Source organism: Roseisolibacter agri (genome assembly GCF_030159095.1).
Classification (GTDB): Bacteria; Gemmatimonadota; Gemmatimonadetes; order Gemmatimonadales; family Gemmatimonadaceae; genus Roseisolibacter; species Roseisolibacter agri.
This window is the reverse complement of record NZ_BRXS01000004.1, coordinates 185952-203245: the sequence shown is the minus strand read 5'-3', so window position 1 is coordinate 203245 and position 17294 is coordinate 185952. Positions and strand designations below refer to the sequence as shown.

Sequence of the window (17294 nt, the reverse complement as noted above, 5' to 3'; positions counted from 1 at the left end):
GGGGGTCGCGGCGCACGGCAGGTCCACCTCGACCCGGACCATCCGATGCGCATTCCGCTCCCTCCCCTGCTCGCAACCGCCCTGCTGCTCGCCGCCTGCCAGGATCCCGCCGCGCGCGTGGCCGCTCCGCGTCCCGATGCGCTGCGCGCCGCGAAGGCGCCGCCCGCGCCCGGGCGGACCGTGTGGATGGACCACCTGGATGCGCCGCGCGGGCTGGCGTTCGCGCCCGATGGCGCGCTGTACGTGACGGAGGCCGGCAACACGACGGTGACGTCGACGTGCACGCCGCTGCCCCGCGGGCGGTACTGCTACAGCGGCACCGGGGCGATCAGCCGGCGGGGGCGTGGTGGCCAGGAGCGCGTCGTGAGCGGCCTGCCATCGTACTACAACGCCGACATGCAGGACATCACCGGCCCGCAGCACCTCGACTTCCAGGGCATGGGCAGCCTGTACTTCACCATCGGCTGGGGCGGCCCGCCGCTGGGACGCCTGGGCCTCGCGCCGTTCGGCGCGGCATTCGGGACGCTCAACGTCCTGCGCCCGAGCGGCGCCTGGACGCGCGTGGCGGACATCGCCGCCTTCGAGCAGGACCACAATCCGGACGGCGAGGTGTTCGACTCCAACCCGTACGGTCTGCTCGCCGAAGGCGGCGGGCAGTACGTGACCGACGCCGGCGGCAACGACCTGCTCCACGTCGACATGCAGGGCGACGTGTTGCTCGTCGCCGTGTTCCCGCGCGTCCCCGCGCCGCCGACGTTCGGCGGGTCCACGCAGGCGGTGCCGACCGAGGTCGTGCGCGGCCCCGACGGCGCGCTGTACGTGAGCACGCTCAGCGGCGCCCCGTTCACCACCGGTACGGCGATCGTCTACCGCGTCACGGAGGACGGCACACGCACGGTGTTCGCGCCGGGCTTCAAGACCATCACCGACCTCGCCTTCGGCCCGGACGGCAGCCTGTACGTGCTGCAGTTCGCGACGGGCGACCCGTTCTTCGCCGGACCCGGCAAGCTGTGGCGCGTCGCGCGCGACGGCACGCGCACCACCGTCGCGGAGAACCTCCCCGCCGCGACGGCGATCGCCATCGGCGACGACGGCGCGTTCTACGTCGCGATCAACGGGAACGTCGCCGGCCGCGGACAGGTGCTGCGCATCGTGCCCTGAGCTTCCGACGCCACCGCATGCACGAGGGGCCCGCATCGCGCGATGCGGGCCCCTCGTGCGTCACGCGCGACAGCCGCTGCGGCGTCAGCCCGCCTTGCGCTTGCGCAGCGCCGGCAGCAGCGGCCGCAGGTAGTGGCCCGTGTGGCTGGCGTCGATCTGGGCGACCGTCTCGGGCGTGCCCGCGGCGACGATCTGTCCGCCGCGCGTGCCGCCCTCGGGCCCGAGGTCGATCACCCAGTCCGCCGTCTTGATGACGTCCAGCGAGTGCTCGATCACGAGCACCGTGTTTCCGCGGTCGACCAGGCGGTGCAGGACGTCGAGCAGCAGGCGCACGTCCTCGAAGTGCAGGCCCGTAGTGGGCTCGTCGAGGATGTAGAGCGTGCGGCCCGTGTCGCGCTTCGACAGCTCGGTCGCCAGCTTCACGCGCTGCGCCTCGCCGCCCGAGAGCGTCGTCGCGCTCTGCCCCAGGTGGATGTAGCCGAGCCCCACGTCGCGCAGCGTCTCGAGCTTCTGCGCGATGCGCGGCTGGTTCTCGAAGATCCCGCACGCGTCCTCGACGGTCAGGTCGAGCACGTCGGCGATGGAGAGCCCGCGGAAGCGCACCTCCAGCGTCTCGCGGTTGAAGCGCTTCCCCTTGCAGACGTCGCACGGCACGAAGACGTCGGGGAGGAAGTGCATCTCGATCTTCACCAGGCCGTCGCCCTGGCACGCCTCGCAGCGCCCGCCCTTCACGTTGAACGAGAAGCGCCCCGGCCCGTAGCCGCGGATCTTCGCCTCGGGCATCTCGGCGAACAGCTCGCGGATGGGCGTGAACAGCCCGGTGTACGTCGCCGGGTTGGAGCGCGGCGTGCGGCCGATCGGGCTCTGGTCGATGTCGATGACCTTGTCGATGTGCTCCAGCCCGACGATCCGGTCGTGCACGCCCGGGATCGTGCGCGCGCGGTAGAAGTGCCGCGCCAGCGCGCGATGCAGGATGTCCTCGACGAGCGTGGACTTCCCGGAGCCGGACACGCCGGTCACCGACACGAAGCAGCCGAGCGGGATCTCGAAGTCGACGCCACGCAGGTTGTGCTCGCGCGCGTTCTCGACGCGGATCACGCGCTGCGCGTCGCGCGGGCGGCGCTCCGGCCGCACCGGGATCTCGCGCTTCCCGTTCAGGTACTGCGCGGTCACCGACTTCGGGTTGCGCAGCACCTCCTTCACGGTGCCGGCCGCGATCACCTCGCCGCCGTGCTTCCCCGCCCCGGGCCCGAGGTCGATCAGGTGGTCCGCCTCGCGCATCGTCTCCTCGTCGTGCTCGACGACGATGACGGTGTTGCCGAGGTCGCGCAGCTGCTTCAGCGTCGCCAGCAGGCGCCCGTTGTCGCGCTGGTGCAGCCCGATCGACGGCTCGTCGAGGATGTACAGCACGCCCACCAGCCGCGACCCGATCTGCGTCGCCAGTCGGATGCGCTGCGCCTCGCCGCCCGACAGCGACTCGGCCGAGCGGTTGAGCGTCAGGTAGTCGAGCCCCACGTCGACGAGGAACGAGAGGCGCTCGCGCACCTCCTTGAGGATCGGGCCCGCGATCTCGGGGTCGAGCCCCGGCCGCCCGTCGCCGCGCACCGGCACCGACGCGAAGAAGTCGCGCGCGGCCGAGATCGACTGCTCGACGACCTCGCCGATGTTGAAGCCGTTCACGGTGACCGCGAGCGACTCGGGCTTCAGGCGGCGCCCCGCGCACGAGGAGCACGGCGTCGCCACCATGTACTCCTCCAGCTCCATGCGGATCGCGTCGCTCGAGGTCTCCTCGTAGCGGCGCTGCACGTTGCGGAGGATGCCCTCCCACTGCACCTCGGTCGTCGTCGCGGCCTTCGCGGCCGTGCGTCCCTTCGCCGCCGTCTTGCGCGCGGGTGCGGGCGCGTCGCCCGCGCCGTGCAGCAGCGCGTGCTGCACGCGCGCGGGCAGCTTCCCCCACTCGGTGTTGAGGTTGAAGTCGAGCGCCTTCGCGAGCCCCGGCAGGATCACCTTCTTCAGGTAGCCGTCCGGCTCACCCCACGGCAGCACCACGCCCTCGAGGATGCTGATGCTCGGATCGCCGAGGACCAGCTGCGCGCTGACTTCCTTGCGCGTGCCCAGGCCGCCGCACGACGGGCAGGCGCCGAACGGGGAGTTGAACGAGAACTGCCGCGGCTCCAGCTCCGGCAGCGAGATGCCGCACACCGGGCAGCCGTAGCGCTCCGAGAACAGGTGCACGTCGGGCTGCGCGCCCTCGGCCGAATACTCGACGACCTCCACGAGCCCGTCGGCGAGCCGCAGCGCGGTCTCGAGCGAGTCGGTCAGGCGGCCGCGATCCTCGGCGCGCACCACCAGGCGGTCGACGACGACCGAGATGCTGTGGTTCTGGCGCTTGTTGAGCTTCGGCGGATCGGCGAGCTCGATCAGCTCCCCGTCGACGACGGCGCGCACGAAGCCCTGCTTGCGCGCGCCCTCGAACAGCTCGCGGAACTCGCCCTTGCGGCCCTGCACGAGCGGCGCGCGGATCTCGAGCCGCGTCCCCTCCTCCCACGTCAGCACCGTCTCGGCGATCTGGACGGGGCTCTGGCGCTGCACGGCGCGCCCGCAGTTGGGGCAGTGCGGCGTACCGGCGCGCGCGTACAGCAGGCGCAGGTAGTCGTAGATCTCGGTGACCGTGCCGACCGTCGAGCGCGGGTTGTTGCCCGTGTTCTTCTGCTCGATCGAGATCGCCGGCGAGAGCCCCTCGATGACGTCGACGTCGGGCTTCTCCATCAGCCCGAGGAACTGGCGCGCGTAGGCCGAGAGCGACTCCACGTAGCGCCGCTGCCCCTCGGCGTAGATGGTGTCGAAGGCGAGCGACGACTTCCCGGAGCCCGACAAGCCCGTGATGACGGTGAGCTTGTCGCGCGGGATGGTGACGTCGACGTTCTTGAGGTTGTGCGCGCGCGCGCCGCGCACGATCAGGGCTTCTTCTGCCATAACCTGCGTAAGCTCACCGCCCGGCGGGCTCCAGACAAGCGGCGGGATCGGGGAATCTTCGGGCGGCCGCGAGAAGTGCCCGTAGCGATGGATCGGCCCACCGGCGAGGTTGCCGACGAGCGCGTGCCCGCAGGCTTCCCGTCCCCGCCGCCGCCATGCCCGACGCCACCGTCGTGGTCCTCACGACCCTCGCCTCCGAGGAGGAGGCGGTCCCGTTCGTCCGGACCCTGCTCGACCTGCGGCTGATCGCCTGCGGGACGATCCTCCCGCCGGCGCGGTCGTTCTACCGGTGGGAGGGGAAGATGGCCGACGAGCGTGAGGTCGTCGTGCTGCTGAAGACGCGGCGCGAGCGGCTCGACGGGCTCAAGGAGGCGTTCGACCGCCTGCACCCGTACGACACGCCCGAGCTGCTGGCGCTCCCGGTGCACGCGGGGCTGCCACGCTACCTCGGCTGGATCGCGGCGGAGGCGACGGGCGAGAACGCCGGCGCGAGCTGAGTGGACGGCTCGCCCGCAGTCAGGGTGTGGTGCGTGCGCCACGTTGCACCTTCGATGAACGATGTGTAACGTGGCGCCGCGACCGACCCCGGCGCCCTCAGGCCGGGACCGTCTACCCACGCCACCCGTCCCATGTCGAGATCGTCCGCCGTGCTCCGGAGCGCCGCCCTCGCCCTCGGTGCGATCACGCTCCTGAGCGCGCGCGATGCCGCCGCCCAGTTCACCGGCATCGCCACCAACGGAAGCGCCGCCGTCCTGGACGGCGGCAGCACGCTCCAGCTGACGCCGAACCTGGGCAGTCAGGCCGGCTCCGCCTTCTTCACGACGCCGCTCGCGCTCGACGCCGGCACCGCCTTCACGGCGGGCTTCCGCGTGTCGCTCCAGGGCACGCCGACCCAGGCGGACGGCATCGCGCTCGTCCTGCAGAGCGACCCGCGCGGGACGGCCGCGCTGGGCGCTGGCGGCGGTGCGATCGGCTACTCCAGCTCGGGCGCGATCACGCCGAGCGTCGCCCTGACCCTCCAGACGTACTTCAACAACGATCTCGCGATCGGCACCAACGGCCAGATCGGCAACATCGCGAGCACGCAGATGGGCAACCTCGGCAGCCGGTCGAGCAACATCTTCGACGTCGTGCTGAGCTATGGCGGTGGCGTGCTGACCGCGACGGCCATCAACGCCGTCGACGCGGCCGAGAGCTACACGGTGAGCGGCAACGTGAACCTGGCCAGCGTGCTCGGCCCGCAGGCGTACGTCGGGTTCACCGGCGGAACCGGAGCCAACGCCGCCGACCAGCGCATCCTGAGCTACGGCTTCAGCGTCACGCAGGCCACCGTGCCGGAGCCGGCGACGGTCGCGCTGCTTGGCGTCGGCCTCGTGGGCATGGCCGGGATCGCGGCGCGGCGGCGACGCGCCTGAGCTGCGCGCGGATCGCGTCGTGAGAAGGGGCCGGCCCGCGATCGCGAGCCGGCCCCTTCCTCGTTCACGGTGCGACGGTCGTCAGGCGGCCAGCGCCGTCCCGCAGTCGCCGCAGAAGCGCTGACCGGGCTCGTCGCACGACGCACCACATCCCGGGCAGCGCCCGCCCAGGAAGCGTCCACACTCCGAGCAGAAGCGGGCATCGGCCTCGGGGCGGGCGCCGTGCTCGGGGCAGCGGGCCGCGCGCGCGCGGAAGTCGCGCAGCGCCGCCTCCACCGCGTCCTCGGCGCCCGCGGGGAGCGTCGCCACCGCGGCGGCGGCGTCACGGGCGCGCATCTCCGACAGGGCCTCGCGTGTGTACGTGGCGCGCAGCGCGGCGTAGTCCGCGTCGGAGAGCTTGCCGGTGGCGCGGTCGAACTCGATCTCGCGGAGCGCCTCGATCGCACCGGCCTGCGCGGCATCGGCGCGCGGCGGCGCGGGCGGCCGCGGCGGCTCGGCCACCATGTCGCCCAGCAGCGGCCGCAGCACGACCGCCGCGGCGCCCAGCGCGAGCGCGGTGCCGAGGCCCAGCGCGAGCGCGCCGTCGGGAATCGCGAGCAGCATCATCGCGCGTCCCCGCGCACCGCGGCCTCAAGGCGCGCCAGCTCGTCGGCGCTGGCGTCGATGCCGATGGGCGACGCGCCGTTGCTGGCCGTGGCGCTCGCGAGCCGCGCGTCGTGCGCCGCCTGCACCACCGCCGCGCGGCGGCCCCACTTCCGGATCAGTGCCGCGACCACCACCGCGCCCGTGCCAAGCGCCGCGAAGGGCATCGCGTAGCCCGCGAGGTTGAAGCCCTCGCGCTTGGGCGCCATCAGCACCTGCTGCCCGTACGTGTCGGTGAACGCGGCGATGATCTCGTCGGCCGAGTAGCCGCCCTCCACGAGCGACAGCACGTCGCGATGCATCGCGGGCGACACCTGGCAGCTGAAGTCCGTCGTGCGGCACGTGTACACGTCGAGCGTGCAGCCGCACTGGCACTTGATCTGGTGCTCCAGCGCGTCGCGCGCGGCGTCGTCGACGACCGGCGTCGCGCCCGGCTTGGGCGGACGGCGCACCGTCTTCGCCGCGCCCTGGTCCATCGCGACGTTCGACGCGGCCGACTGCTGCGTCTGCGGCTGCGCCTCCTGCTGCGCGATCGCCGTCGCGGCGGCGGTGACCGTCGCCGTCGCCCAGCCCGCGCCGAGCGCGGCGAGGAAGCGGCGGCGCGACAGCGCGTAGCCGCCGATCACGTAGTGCGGCGCTGCCATCGGGTGTTGGCTACTCATCGCGCGCCCACCGGCTCGGGCGGCGCGCCGGCGGCGGCCGGCTGCAGCACCGCCACGTAGCCGCTCTCGCGGCGCGCGGTGCGACGCTCGGCCTGCGGCCACATGACGATCAGCCCACCCACGCCCATGACGATGCCGCCGAACCAGACCCACCAGACGAGCGGGTTGAAGGCAATGCGGACCTCGGCCTTGTCGGTACCCGTGACGCCCGCGAGCACGACGTAGACGTCCTGCTTCCCGCCCTCGAGGATGCCGACCTCGGTGGACGGCTCGAAGGTGGGCTGGTCGCGGCTGTCGACGTGCTGGCGCTTCTCCGACGTGATGATCCCGACCCGCATCCCGTCGCGCGTGGCGTCGAGGCCGACCGCGGTCACGTAGCGGTTCAGTGCCTTGTACGACGAGACGCCCTGGCTCGTGAAGGTCCAGCGGTGGCCCCACGGATCCGTGGCCGCGTACGACTGGCCGCTGGTGAGCGTGACGTCGAACTCCTTCTTGAACGCCATCCCGGCGAAGGCGGCGAACATCGTCACCATGCCGAAGTGCACCACGTAGCCGCCGTAGCGCCGGCGGTTGCGCGCGATCAGGCGCGTCAGCGCGGCGGCCGCGTGCTCGCCGTGCATCGCCATGCGGGCGCGCGTCCCCTTCCAGAACTCCTGCCCGATGGTGCCGAAGACGAAGCCCGCCAGCGTGTAGCAGACCACCGCGTAGAAGTCGCGCATCCCGAGCGCCACGAGCGCGGCGCCCGTCGCGAGACCGACCGCGACCGGGACGGTGAACTGGCGGCGGAGGTTCTGCACGGACGCGCGGCGCCACGCGATGAGCGGCCCGATGCCTGTCAGCGCCAGCAGCAGGAGCCCGAGCGGGACGTTGACCGTGTTGAAGAAGGGCGGGCCGACCGTGATCTTCTCGCCCTTCACCCACTCGCTGAGGATCGGGAAGAGCGTCCCCCAGAGCACGGAGAACGAGATCCCGACGAGCACCAGGTTGTTGTAGAGGAAGGCGGCCTCGCGGCTCACCATGCTCTCCAGCTCGGCCTTCGACGAGAGGTCCTTGAGGCGCGTCGCGATCAGGTACGCGGTCACCGCGACGCTGAGCGCGAGGAAGCCCGCGAACCAGTTGCCGACCGGCGACTGCGCGAACGAGTGCACGCTCTGGATGATGCCCGAGCGCGTGATGAACGTGCCGAAGATCGACAGGAGGAAGGTCGTCGCCACCAGCACGACGTTCCACTTGCGGAGCATCCCCCGCTTCTCCTGGATCATGATCGAGTGCAGGAACGCCGTGCCCGTGAGCCACGGGAGCAGCGACGCGTTCTCGACCGGATCCCACGCCCAGTAGCCGCCCCAGCCCAGCTCGACGTACGCCCACCACATGCCGAGCGTGATGCCGATGGTGAGGAAGAACCAGGAGATGAGCGACCAGCGGCGCACCGGCACCAGCCACTCGGCGTCCAGCTTGCGCGTCACCAGCGCGGCGATCGCGTAGGCGAACGGCACGACGGTGGCGACGTAGCCGAGGTAGAGCATCGGCGGATGGATCGCCATGCCCGGGTTCTGCAGCTGCGGGTTCATCCCGCGCCCGTCGGCCGGCGTCCAGTCGAGGCGCTCGTACGGATTGGCGCCGAAGCACATCGTCGCCAGGAAGAAGAGCGTGACGACGCTCAGCGTCCCGGTGACGTACGGCAGGAAGGCGCGCGTGCGCTCGCCGCGCCCGCTGGCCACCGCGGCCGCCGCGTAGCCGGCGAGGATCAGCGTCCAGAACAGCAGCGAGCCCGCCTGCCCCGCCCAGAAGGCGGTGAACGTGTAGATCTTCGGCAGGTTCGCGCTCGTGTAGCTGGCGACGAACTTGATCGAGAAGTCGTGCGTGAACAGCGCGGTCCACAGCCCGATGGACGCCAGCACGACGAAGCCGAACGTCGCGTACAGCGCGCGCTCGCCCGAGTGCACGAGGTCCGCGCGCGCGTCGCGGGCGCCGGCGAACGACACGGTGGCGCTCCAGGCGGCCATCAGCATGGCCACCCAGAGCGACAGCTCACCGACGAGGATCAGCCCCGAGGAGATCGAGTCACCCACGGGTCACGTCTGTGGCGAGGGAGCGGCGGTCTTCGGGACGCCGTCGGGGTGCTTGCCCTTGTACTGCCGGTACTCCTTGTAGCCGGGCGCGTCCTTGTCGGGCGCGTTCTCGTACCGCGACGCGCACTTCGCGAGCAGCGTCGTCGCGCGGAACGTTCCGTCGGGGCCGAGGCGCCCCTCGACCACGACCTCGACGCCGTCCGTGAACGTGTCGGGCGCGATGCCGCGGTACACGACCGGATACGTCCTCGTCGAGTCGAGCAGGTCGGCCATCACGAACGTCAGCGAGCGCCCGCTGGGGTCGCGCACGATCGTGCCCGGCACCGCGCGGGCGCCGACCTTCACGCCCTGGTCGCGGAACGACGGGTCCTTCGCCACCTTCGCCTGCAGCTCGGTCGGCGTGAGGAAGTACTGGCCCGTGTCCTCGATGGAGCTCGCCATCAGATAGCTGGCGCTGCCCAGGACGAGGGCACCGCCGATCAGGAACTTGTTGCGCGCTTTCATGACCTGAGACCCCCGTCCGTCGGCCGCGGGCGGCCGATAACGAGTGTTGAGGGGCCGGCCCCGAACGCGGCGCCGGTCGTGCCCCGACAATATAGAGCGTTCCCGAGGGCGTCGGGCATGATGCCCACGTCAGCGTTCGTCAGCGTTCGTCGGCGATCGTCAGCGCCCGCTGCGCGCCACCAGGACGCCCCAGAGGGTGCCGCCGAGCGCGTCCCACGCCAGGTCGCGCGCGCTGAAGCGGCCGCCGCGCCGCCGGTCGTGCACCTCCTTCCCGACCGAGACGACCGCTGTGGCGATCGACGCCGCGACCAGAGCGGGCCGTCCCTCGACGCCGGCGGCCGTCGCGACGCCGAACGCGGTGCCCTGCACCATCCCGGCGAGCACGAAGTGCTTCGCCTTGTCGCTGCCGAGCCACGGGTCCGGCGCGCCAGACGGTGCCGGCGCGGGCGGCGACACCACCGCAGCGACGCGCGCGGAGTCGGTCGGCGGCTGGGCGATTCCCACGGACGCGATGCCGGCCACGCCCACCGCGAGCATCGCGATCCGCGCGACCGAACTCATCAGGCCGCCACGCCGGCCGGCGCCTGCATCGGCGCGTTCGCGACGAGGCCGAGCGCGCGGAACGCGTCGCCCAGGTGCAGCAGGGCGCGGTCGAGCAGCGCACGGTGGGCGGGGGCGTTCAGCCAGCCGCTGGCGCCCGATGGGTGCGGCAGCGGCAGCACCCGCGTCGGGATGCCGTCGACCTCCACGTCGTGGACCTCGCCCACGACCGCCGACAGCGCCTCGCCGCCGAGGAACCGGTCGATCGCCAGCCGGCCGATGGGCACCACCAGCGCCGGCCGCACGATGGCCAGCTCGCCCGCCAGCCACGGGGCACACGCCGCTCGCTCGGCCGGCGACGGCACGCGGTCGCCGCGGCCGCCGGGGTGCGGTCCGGGATAGCAGCGCGTGACGGCGGCGATGTAGAGCGCGCGGCGCGCCTCCTCTTCCGGCAGTCCGGCCGAGGCGATCCACCGGAAGAGCGTCCGCCCCGAGCGTCCGATGAACGGGCGCCCGCCGCCGGCCTCGCTCGGCCCCGGCGCCTGCCCGACCAGCATCACGCGCGGCGCGACGGCGTGCGAGAGCACGGGGCGGGCACCGAGCGGAAGCGTGGCGGTGCAGCGCCGGCAGGCGGACAGGGCGTCGCGGTGCGCGTCGAGCGCGGCGGGGAGCTGGGCGGAGAGGATCGGCAGGGACGGCATGCGAGGCGGTGGTGCGGCCCGAGGCAGACCCCGCCGGCCCCTCGCGGGTTCCGCCCGGATCAGGCGTCGTCGCGCGCCCAGGCGAGCGCCGCGCGCACGGCGCGCCGCCAGCCTGCACGCCCGGCCTGCGCGGCCGCCCGCCCCTCGCCTGGCGCGAAGCGGGCGAATCGGCGCGACGCCAGGAACGCCGGCGCGTCCGGCCAGATGCCCGCCGCGATCCCGGCCAGTCCGGCGGCGCCCATCCCGGTCGACTCGACCTGCGCCGGCCGCTCGACGACGGCGCCGAGGACGTCCGCCTGGAACTGCACCAGCCACTCGTTGGTGGTCGCGCCGCCGTCCACGCGCAGCGGCGCGCCGTCGACCGCGCCGTCGCCCGCGGCCGCGGCGCGCATCGCGTCCAGCACGTCGGCGGTGGCGTAGGCCATCGCCTCGAGCGCGGCGCGGGCGAGGTGCGCGCGCGTGGTGCCGCGCGTCAGCCCGACGATCGTCCCGCGCGCCGCGGGCTCCCAGTCGGGCGCGCCGAGGCCGGTGAGCGCCGGCACGAAGTAGACGCCGTCGGTGGACGCCACCGAGCGGGCGAGCGCCTCGCTCTCGCCGGCCGAGTCGAGGATCCCGAGGCCGTCGCGCAGCCACTGCACCGCCGCCCCGGCGATGAAGATCGACGCCTCGAGCGCGTAGACCGGCTCGCCCGTCGGACCGCAGGCGATGGTGGTGAGCAGCCCGCCGCCGCCCGCCGGCCGCACGCCGCCGCAGTTGCGCAGGAGGAACGCGCCGGTGCCGTACGTGTTCTTCGCGACGCCCGTCTCCCACCCGCCCTGCCCGAACAGCGCGGCCTGCTGGTCGCCCGCGACGCCGAGGATCGGTGCCGCGAAGCCCAGCACGTCCGGTACGGCGGTTCCGAAGTCGCCGAGCGACGGCCGCACCTCGGGGAGGATCCCCCGCGGGACGCCGAAGAGCGCGCACAGCTCGTCGCTCCACGCGCGGCGCTCCAGGTCGTAGAGCATCGTGCGCGACGCGTTGGTGGGCTCGGTGGCGTGCACGCGGCCGCCGGTGAGCTGCCAGATCAGCCACGTGTCGATCGTCCCCGCGGCCAGCTCGCCCCGCTCGGCCCGCGCGCGCAGCGCGTCGTCGCGTGAGAGCAGCCATTCGAGCTTCGTGGCGCTGAAGTATGGATCGACGACGAGGCCCGTGCGCTCGCCGATGAACGCCGCGCGCGATGCGAGCTCCGCGCAGCGCGCCGCCGTGCGCCGGTCCTGCCACACGAGCGCGGGATGCATGGGACGTCCCGTGTCGCGCTCCCAGAGCACGACCGTCTCGCGCTGGTTCGTGATGCCGATCGCGGCCGGCGGCGCGCCCGCGGCGGCGATGGCCTCGCGCGCCGCCGCGCGCACCGTGGCGAGGATCTCCAGCGGGTCGTGCTCCACGAGTCCCGGCGCGGGATACGACTGCGCCAGCTCGCGGTAGCCGCGCCCGCGCACGCGCCCCGCCGCATCGACGACGAGGCAGGTGGTGCCGGTGGTGCCCTGGTCGATGGCGAGAATGGTGGTCACGACTGTGCTCCGTGTCGCTCGGCGCTCGGTGCTCGGCGCTCGGCCCGTTCGCCCGACGGAGTGAGCGCCGAGCGCGGAGCGCCGAGCGTCGAGAAGTCGTAGGGCGGGTGGACGACGCCGGACTCGGTGACGATGCCCGTTATGAGGTGCGCCGGCGTGACGTCGAACGCGGGGTTCCAGACGGCGACGCCCGCTGGCGCGGCGGCGCGGCCCATCGGCGCGCGCACCTCGTCCGGATCGCGCTCCTCGATCGGGATGCGCGCGCCGTCGGGCGTCGCGACGTCGACGGTCGACGAGGGCGCGAGCACGTAGAACGGCACGCCGTGCGCGCGCGCCGCGAGCGCCAGCGCATAGGTGCCGATCTTGTTCGCGGCGTCGCCGTTGGCGGCGATGCGGTCCGCGCCCACGAGCACCGCGTCGATGGTGCCGGTACGCAGCAGCGCCGCGGCCATCCCGTCGGCGATCACGGTCACGGGCACGCCGGCCTGCGCCAGCTCCCACGCGGTCAGCCGGCTGCCCTGGAGGAGCGGCCGCGTCTCGTCGGCCCAGACGGCGACGCGCTGCCCGCGCTCGTGCGCGACGTACACCGGCGCGAGCGCGGTGCCGATGCCGCACGTCGCGAGCGCGCCGGCGTTGCAGTGCGTCAGCACGCGCGCGCCGTCGCGGAGGAGCGCGACGCCATGCTCGCCGATGGCGCGACACATCGCGCGGTCCTCGACGAGGATCGCGTCGGCCGCGTCGCGCAGCGCGGCCGCGAGCGTCGCCGCACTGGCTGCGCCGTCGGTGTCCGCCGCCGCGACGGCCGCCAGCACGCGGTCGACGGCCCAGGGCAGATTGACCGCCGTGGGCCGCGCGGCGCGGATGCGCGCCGCCGAATCGCGCAGGCGCGCGGTCCACGCGTCGCGCGCCTCGTCCGCGCGCGGCGTCATCGCCGCGGCCAGCCCCATCGCGCCCGCGGCACCGATGGCGGGCGCACCGCGCACGGCGAGCGTGCGGATCGCGTCGCACACCTCGTCGACGGTGCGCAGGTCGCGCTCGACGCACGCGTGCGGCAGCTCGCGCTGGTCGAGGATGCGGAGGGCGTCGCACGCGGGCGACCAGCCGATGGATTGGACGGTGGACACGCGGGCTAGTCTAGCGCGCGGGGCGGGCGTTCGGCGAGGCGGGCGCTGCGGACTGCGGACTGCGGACTGCGGACTGCGGGTTATTCTCCACGACCTAGGCGGCCGACGTCGCGCCCGGGCCCTTCGACTGTTGGAGAGGATACGGATGCTCCGGATGAAACGGATCATGCGGATCGCTCCCTGTAGCACATGGGACGTCGCCGCCACACGGAACGATCCGCAGCATCCGCCGCATCCGGAGCATCCGCGTCCCTCCAATGGGCAACGGGGTCCGCCGCGCCGACGGGCCCCGGGAGACGATTCGCAGTCCGCAGTCCGCAGGCCGCCGTCACACCGCGAGCTCGCGCCGGTCGCTCGCCTCCTCACGCCGCGCGCGCCGTCGCTCGCGCTTCGTCGTGCGCCGCTCCGGGAAGTAGCGATCGAGGAAGCCGATGAGCGCGCGCTCCTCGGGCGACTGCGCGCCGGCGCGACTCGCGGTGCGCCGCGGCAGGAAGGGCGCGATCGTCACGCCCTCGTCCAGGTAGCGTGCGACCACCATCGGATGCACGTACGACTGCCGGCAGACGGTCGGCGTGTTGCCCAGCTCCGCGGCCACCAGCCGCAGCGCGAGGTTCACGTTCCGCTTCGCCTCGCGCTCCGTGCCGGCGGGCCCGATGTCGGCCAGGATCGTCGCCAGCCGCAGCGTGCCGCCCCAGGTGCGGAAGTCCTTCGCCGTGTACGGCACCGCGAGCACGTCGTGCAGGTACTCGTTCACGTCGCGCGCGCTCAGATCCACCCACGCACCCGACTCGTCCCGATAGCGGAAGAGGCGCGGCCCCGGCGTCTCGAGCAACGCGTCGACGAGCGCCACCAGCGTCGGGTCGCACACCGTCTGGCGCTGGCGGATCGACTCCTTGCCGACGTAGTCGAACACCACGCGGTCGGCGAGCCGCTTCACGTGCCGCTTGCGCAGCGTGGCGATGCCGAAGGTGCGGTTCTCCTGCGCGTAGCGCTCGTTGCCGACGCGGAAGAACGCCTCGCCGATGAGCCGCACGACGCCCGCCGCGACGCGCTGCTTGGTGAGCGCGGTGGCGCTCCGGCGGCGGGCGCTTCCGACGTCGCGCGACAGCGCATCGCGGATCGCCGGGAGGTCGCGCGCCATCTGCCGCACGCGGTAGTACTTCCGCAGCTGGCCACGCTCGGCCGCCCGCTCGTGGTAGCGGTACTGCTTGCGCCCCTTCGCGTCGTAGCCCCACGCCTGCACCGCGGCCGATGGCGACGTTGCCACGTGCACGTCGGTCCACGCGGGCGGGATGGCCAGCGCCTCGGCGCGCGCGCGCGCGGCCGCCGACGCCGGCTTCCCGCCCGGCGCCACGTAGCGGAAGCCGCTCCGCTTCGTGCCTCTGCGCAGAATCCATTGGTGCGCCATGACTTAGGCGGACCGAAGCAAATTGCGGTCCGCCTGCGTAGCTTTCCGCCCCCGAGAATCGGCGTCCGGCCGGACGCCCCGCGCCCCTCGACCGCACTCCCCGCCATGGCCTTCCAGACGCTGACCCTCGACGTCGCCGACCGCATCGCCGTGCTCACGGTCAACCGGCCGGACAAGCTCAACGCGCTCGCCGACCTCGTGATCCGCGAGCTGGGCCAGGCGATCGACGAGCTGCGCGAGCGCGAGGACGTGGGCGCGGTCATCCTCACGGGCGCGGGGCGCGCGTTCATCGCGGGCGCCGACATCTCCGAGATCGGCCAGGCCGACCCGCTCGACGCCAAGCGGCGCGCGCGCCTCGGCCAGGAGGTGTTCCGGAAGTTCGAGACGTCGCCCAAGCCCACCATCGCCGCGGTCAACGGCTTCGCGCTCGGCGGCGGCTGCGAGCTGGCGATGGCCTGCCACGTCCGCCTCGCGTCGGAGCACGCGAAGTTCGGGCAGCCCGAGGTGAAGCTCGGCCTGATCCCCGGCTACGGCGGCACGCAGCGGCTGGCGCGCCTGGTGGGCCGCGGGCGCGCGCTGCAGCTGCTGCTGACCGGCGAGATGATCGACGCCACCGAGGCGCACCGCATCGGGCTCGCGAACGCCATCGTGCCCGCGGCCGAGCTGCTGGACCGCGCGCGCGCGATGGCGACGGCGATGACGGCGAACGCGCCGCTCGCGCTCGCGCTCTGCATCGAGGCGGTGAACGCGGGCTACGACCTCGCGTTCGACGAGGCGCAGCAGTTCGAGGCCAACGCGTTCGGGCTCGCGGCGGCGACCGAGGACCGCGCCGAGGGGACGTCGGCGTTCCTGGCCAAGCGCGCGCCGCAGTTCCGCGGGCGCTGACCGCCGTCGTGGGCGACGCCGCACCGCGCGTGGAGGACGCGCCGTCGCCCACCGCGCCCGTGCGCGTGCCGCGCGTGGAGCTGCGGCGGCTGGTGGTGCGCGACTTCCGCAACCTCGAGCGCGTCGACCTCGCGGTGCCGCCGGACGGGCTGACCATCGTCGGCGAGAACGGCCACGGCAAGACGAACCTGCTGGAGTCGGTCTACTACCTGGAGCTGCTGCGCTCCGTGCGCGGCGCGCGCGACGCGGACCTCGTGCGCTTCGGCGCGGTCGGCTTCCACGTGTCGGCGGAGGTCGCGGTGCCCGCGGGCGAGGCGGGCACCGCGCGCGCCGACCGCGTGATCGACCGCGAGGTCGGCGTCGGCTTCGAGCGCGCGACCAAGCGCAAGCGCGTGCGCATCGACGGCGCCGAGGTGCCGCGCCTGAGCGACGCGCTGGGCGCGGTCCCGAGCGTGATCTTCTCGCCGGGCGACGTCGTGCTGGTGGCGGGCAGCCCGAGCGAGCGGCGGCGCTACCTGGACGTCGCGCTCGCGCTGACGTCGCGCCGCTACCTGTCGGCGCTGCAGGCCTACCGCGGCGCGCTCGTGCGCCGCAACGCCGCGCTGCGCGACGCGATGCGCAGCGGCCGCGGCGAGGGGCGGGCGTCGGTGTGGGAGCCGCAGCTCGCGGAGCACGGCGCCGTGCTCTGGACCGAGCGGCGGCGCTGGGTGCGGCAGCACGCGGAGGCGTTCGCGCAGCTGTGCGCGGCGATCGGCGAGCGGTCGCCGATGCGGCTGCGCTACGCGACCGCGCTCGACGTGCCGCACGTCGCGGGTGACGACGACTCGGTGGACGGCGCGCGCGAGGCGCTGAAGCGCGCGCTGGCCGACAAGCGCCCGCTCGACCTCAAGCGCGGGCTCACGCACGCCGGCCCGCACCGCGACGACCTGGAGCTGGCGATGGGCGGCCGCGACCTGCGGCTGTTCGGGTCGGCCGGGCAGCAGCGGACGGCGGCCATCGCGCTCCGGATGCTGGAGGCGGCGACGCTGCGCGACCACGTGGGCAGCGCGCCGCTCTTCCTGCTGGACGACCCGTTCGCGGAGCTGGACGCCCGCCGCGCCCACCGGATCCTCGCCCTGCTGGGGGACGCCGGGCTGGGACAGGTGCTGCTGGTGGTGCCGCGGGCGAGCGACGTCCCGCCCGAGCTGACCCGGCTGCCGCGGGCCGGGATCCAGGACGGCGTCCTGTCGCTCTGAGCCGGCCGCGGCCGTATCTTCCCGGACCCTTCCCGCCCCGCAGTCCCGAAGTCGCCGTAATGTCGCAGCCGAACTCCCGCAATCCCCGCCCCTCCCTCCTCGGCGACCTCCTGGCCGGCGTGCTCGCCGATGCGGGGATCGAGCAGCGCGTGGCGCAGGCGTCCGTGGTCCCCGAGTGGCCGACGCTGGTGGGGGCGCAGATCGCCGCGGTGACCGAGCCGCTGTCGGTGAGCGTGGACGGGACGCTGTGGGTGGCGGTGCAGAGCCACGCCTGGATGACCGAGCTGTCGCTGCTGGAGCCGGAGCTCCTGCGGGCGCTGAACACGCACCCGGAGCGGCCGCCCGTGCAGCGGATCCGGCTGACGCTCAAGCGCGACTGAGGTCACGTTCCCGGGGCCTCGCGGCGGCCGCTGGAGGCT

The 17294-nt window shown here is 73.7% G+C and carries 16 protein-coding genes; 6 read left to right on the top strand and 10 right to left on the bottom strand.

What is annotated here, in order from left to right; genetic code table 11:
- Nucleotides 1-45 precede the first annotated feature (45 nt).
- Nucleotides 46-1161 carry a ScyD/ScyE family protein gene (locus tag rosag_RS13020; RefSeq protein ID WP_284350583.1) on the top strand — a complete coding sequence of 372 codons (1116 nt, stop codon included), beginning with the start codon at nucleotides 46-48 and terminating at the stop codon, nucleotides 1159-1161.
- 84 nt (nucleotides 1162-1245) lie between these two features.
- Here the strand turns inward: rosag_RS13020 and uvrA are convergent, their stop codons facing one another.
- Entirely contained in the window at nucleotides 1246-4137 is a 2892-nt protein-coding gene (gene uvrA / locus rosag_RS13015) for an excinuclease ABC subunit UvrA (protein WP_284350582.1), read from the bottom strand.
- A gap of 155 nt (nucleotides 4138-4292) precedes the next feature.
- Here uvrA and cutA point away from each other — a divergent pair, with 155 nt between their 5' ends.
- Together cutA and rosag_RS13005 are read left to right on the top strand one after the other, a co-directional pair.
- Complete coding sequence (gene cutA, locus rosag_RS13010) at nucleotides 4293-4634, top strand: divalent-cation tolerance protein CutA (RefSeq protein WP_284350581.1); 342 nt, start codon at nucleotides 4293-4295, stop codon at nucleotides 4632-4634.
- A 132-nt stretch (nucleotides 4635-4766) separates the two neighbouring features.
- Nucleotides 4767-5552 (top strand): PEP-CTERM sorting domain-containing protein, encoded by a 786-nt coding sequence (locus rosag_RS13005; protein WP_284350580.1) that lies wholly within the window; start codon nucleotides 4767-4769, stop codon nucleotides 5550-5552.
- Between the two features lie 81 nt (nucleotides 5553-5633).
- Here the strand turns inward: rosag_RS13005 and rosag_RS13000 are convergent, their stop codons facing one another.
- The 9 genes from rosag_RS13000 to rosag_RS12960 form a co-directional block, all read right to left on the bottom strand.
- Nucleotides 5634-6158: a zinc ribbon domain-containing protein gene (locus tag rosag_RS13000; protein ID WP_284350579.1), complete on the bottom strand. Its 525-nt coding sequence runs from the start codon at nucleotides 6156-6158 to the stop codon at nucleotides 5634-5636.
- Nucleotides 6155-6838 carry a cytochrome c-type biogenesis protein gene (locus rosag_RS12995; RefSeq protein WP_284350578.1) on the bottom strand — a complete coding sequence of 228 codons (684 nt, stop codon included), beginning with the start codon at nucleotides 6836-6838 and terminating at the stop codon, nucleotides 6155-6157. The genes rosag_RS13000 and rosag_RS12995 overlap by 4 nt, the downstream gene beginning before the upstream one ends.
- Before the next feature lie 14 nt (nucleotides 6839-6852).
- Nucleotides 6853-8928 carry a heme lyase CcmF/NrfE family subunit gene (locus tag rosag_RS12990; protein WP_284350577.1) on the bottom strand — a complete coding sequence of 692 codons (2076 nt, stop codon included), beginning with the start codon at nucleotides 8926-8928 and terminating at the stop codon, nucleotides 6853-6855.
- Between the two features lie 3 nt (nucleotides 8929-8931).
- On the bottom strand, nucleotides 8932-9432 hold the full coding sequence (locus tag rosag_RS12985; protein WP_284350576.1) for a cytochrome c maturation protein CcmE: 501 nt from the start codon (nucleotides 9430-9432) through the stop codon (nucleotides 8932-8934).
- Between the two features lie 159 nt (nucleotides 9433-9591).
- Nucleotides 9592-9993 (bottom strand): YfiM family lipoprotein, encoded by a 402-nt coding sequence (locus tag rosag_RS12980; protein WP_284350575.1) that lies wholly within the window; start codon nucleotides 9991-9993, stop codon nucleotides 9592-9594.
- On the bottom strand, nucleotides 9993-10673 hold the full coding sequence (locus rosag_RS12975; protein WP_284350574.1) for a uracil-DNA glycosylase: 681 nt from the start codon (nucleotides 10671-10673) through the stop codon (nucleotides 9993-9995). The genes rosag_RS12980 and rosag_RS12975 overlap by 1 nt, the downstream gene beginning before the upstream one ends.
- A 59-nt stretch (nucleotides 10674-10732) precedes the next feature.
- Entirely contained in the window at nucleotides 10733-12223 is a 1491-nt protein-coding gene (locus rosag_RS12970) for an FGGY family carbohydrate kinase (protein WP_284350573.1), read from the bottom strand.
- On the bottom strand, nucleotides 12220-13347 hold the full coding sequence (gene mtnA / locus rosag_RS12965) for an S-methyl-5-thioribose-1-phosphate isomerase (RefSeq protein ID WP_284350572.1): 1128 nt from the start codon (nucleotides 13345-13347) through the stop codon (nucleotides 12220-12222). Before mtnA ends, rosag_RS12970 begins: the two co-directional genes overlap by 4 nt.
- Nucleotides 13348-13675: 328 nt before the next feature.
- The gene (locus tag rosag_RS12960) at nucleotides 13676-14755 is read right to left on the bottom strand and encodes a DNA topoisomerase IB (protein WP_284350571.1); all 1080 of its coding nucleotides are present in this window, start codon (nucleotides 14753-14755) and stop codon (nucleotides 13676-13678) included.
- Between the two features lie 105 nt (nucleotides 14756-14860).
- Between rosag_RS12960 and rosag_RS12955 the strand changes: the two genes are divergently transcribed.
- The 3 genes from rosag_RS12955 to rosag_RS12945 are packed head-to-tail and all read left to right on the top strand — an operon-like array spanning nucleotide 14861 to nucleotide 17255.
- Nucleotides 14861-15640, top strand: a complete 780-nt coding sequence (locus rosag_RS12955) for an enoyl-CoA hydratase-related protein (RefSeq protein ID WP_284350570.1) — start codon at nucleotides 14861-14863, stop codon at nucleotides 15638-15640.
- A gap of 8 nt (nucleotides 15641-15648) precedes the next feature.
- Nucleotides 15649-16875, top strand: a complete 1227-nt coding sequence (gene recF / locus rosag_RS12950; RefSeq protein ID WP_284350569.1) for a DNA replication/repair protein RecF — start codon at nucleotides 15649-15651, stop codon at nucleotides 16873-16875.
- Between the two features lie 59 nt (nucleotides 16876-16934).
- Nucleotides 16935-17255 (top strand): DUF721 domain-containing protein, encoded by a 321-nt coding sequence (locus tag rosag_RS12945; protein ID WP_284350568.1) that lies wholly within the window; start codon nucleotides 16935-16937, stop codon nucleotides 17253-17255.
- The last annotated feature ends 39 nt before the right edge of the window (nucleotides 17256-17294 follow it).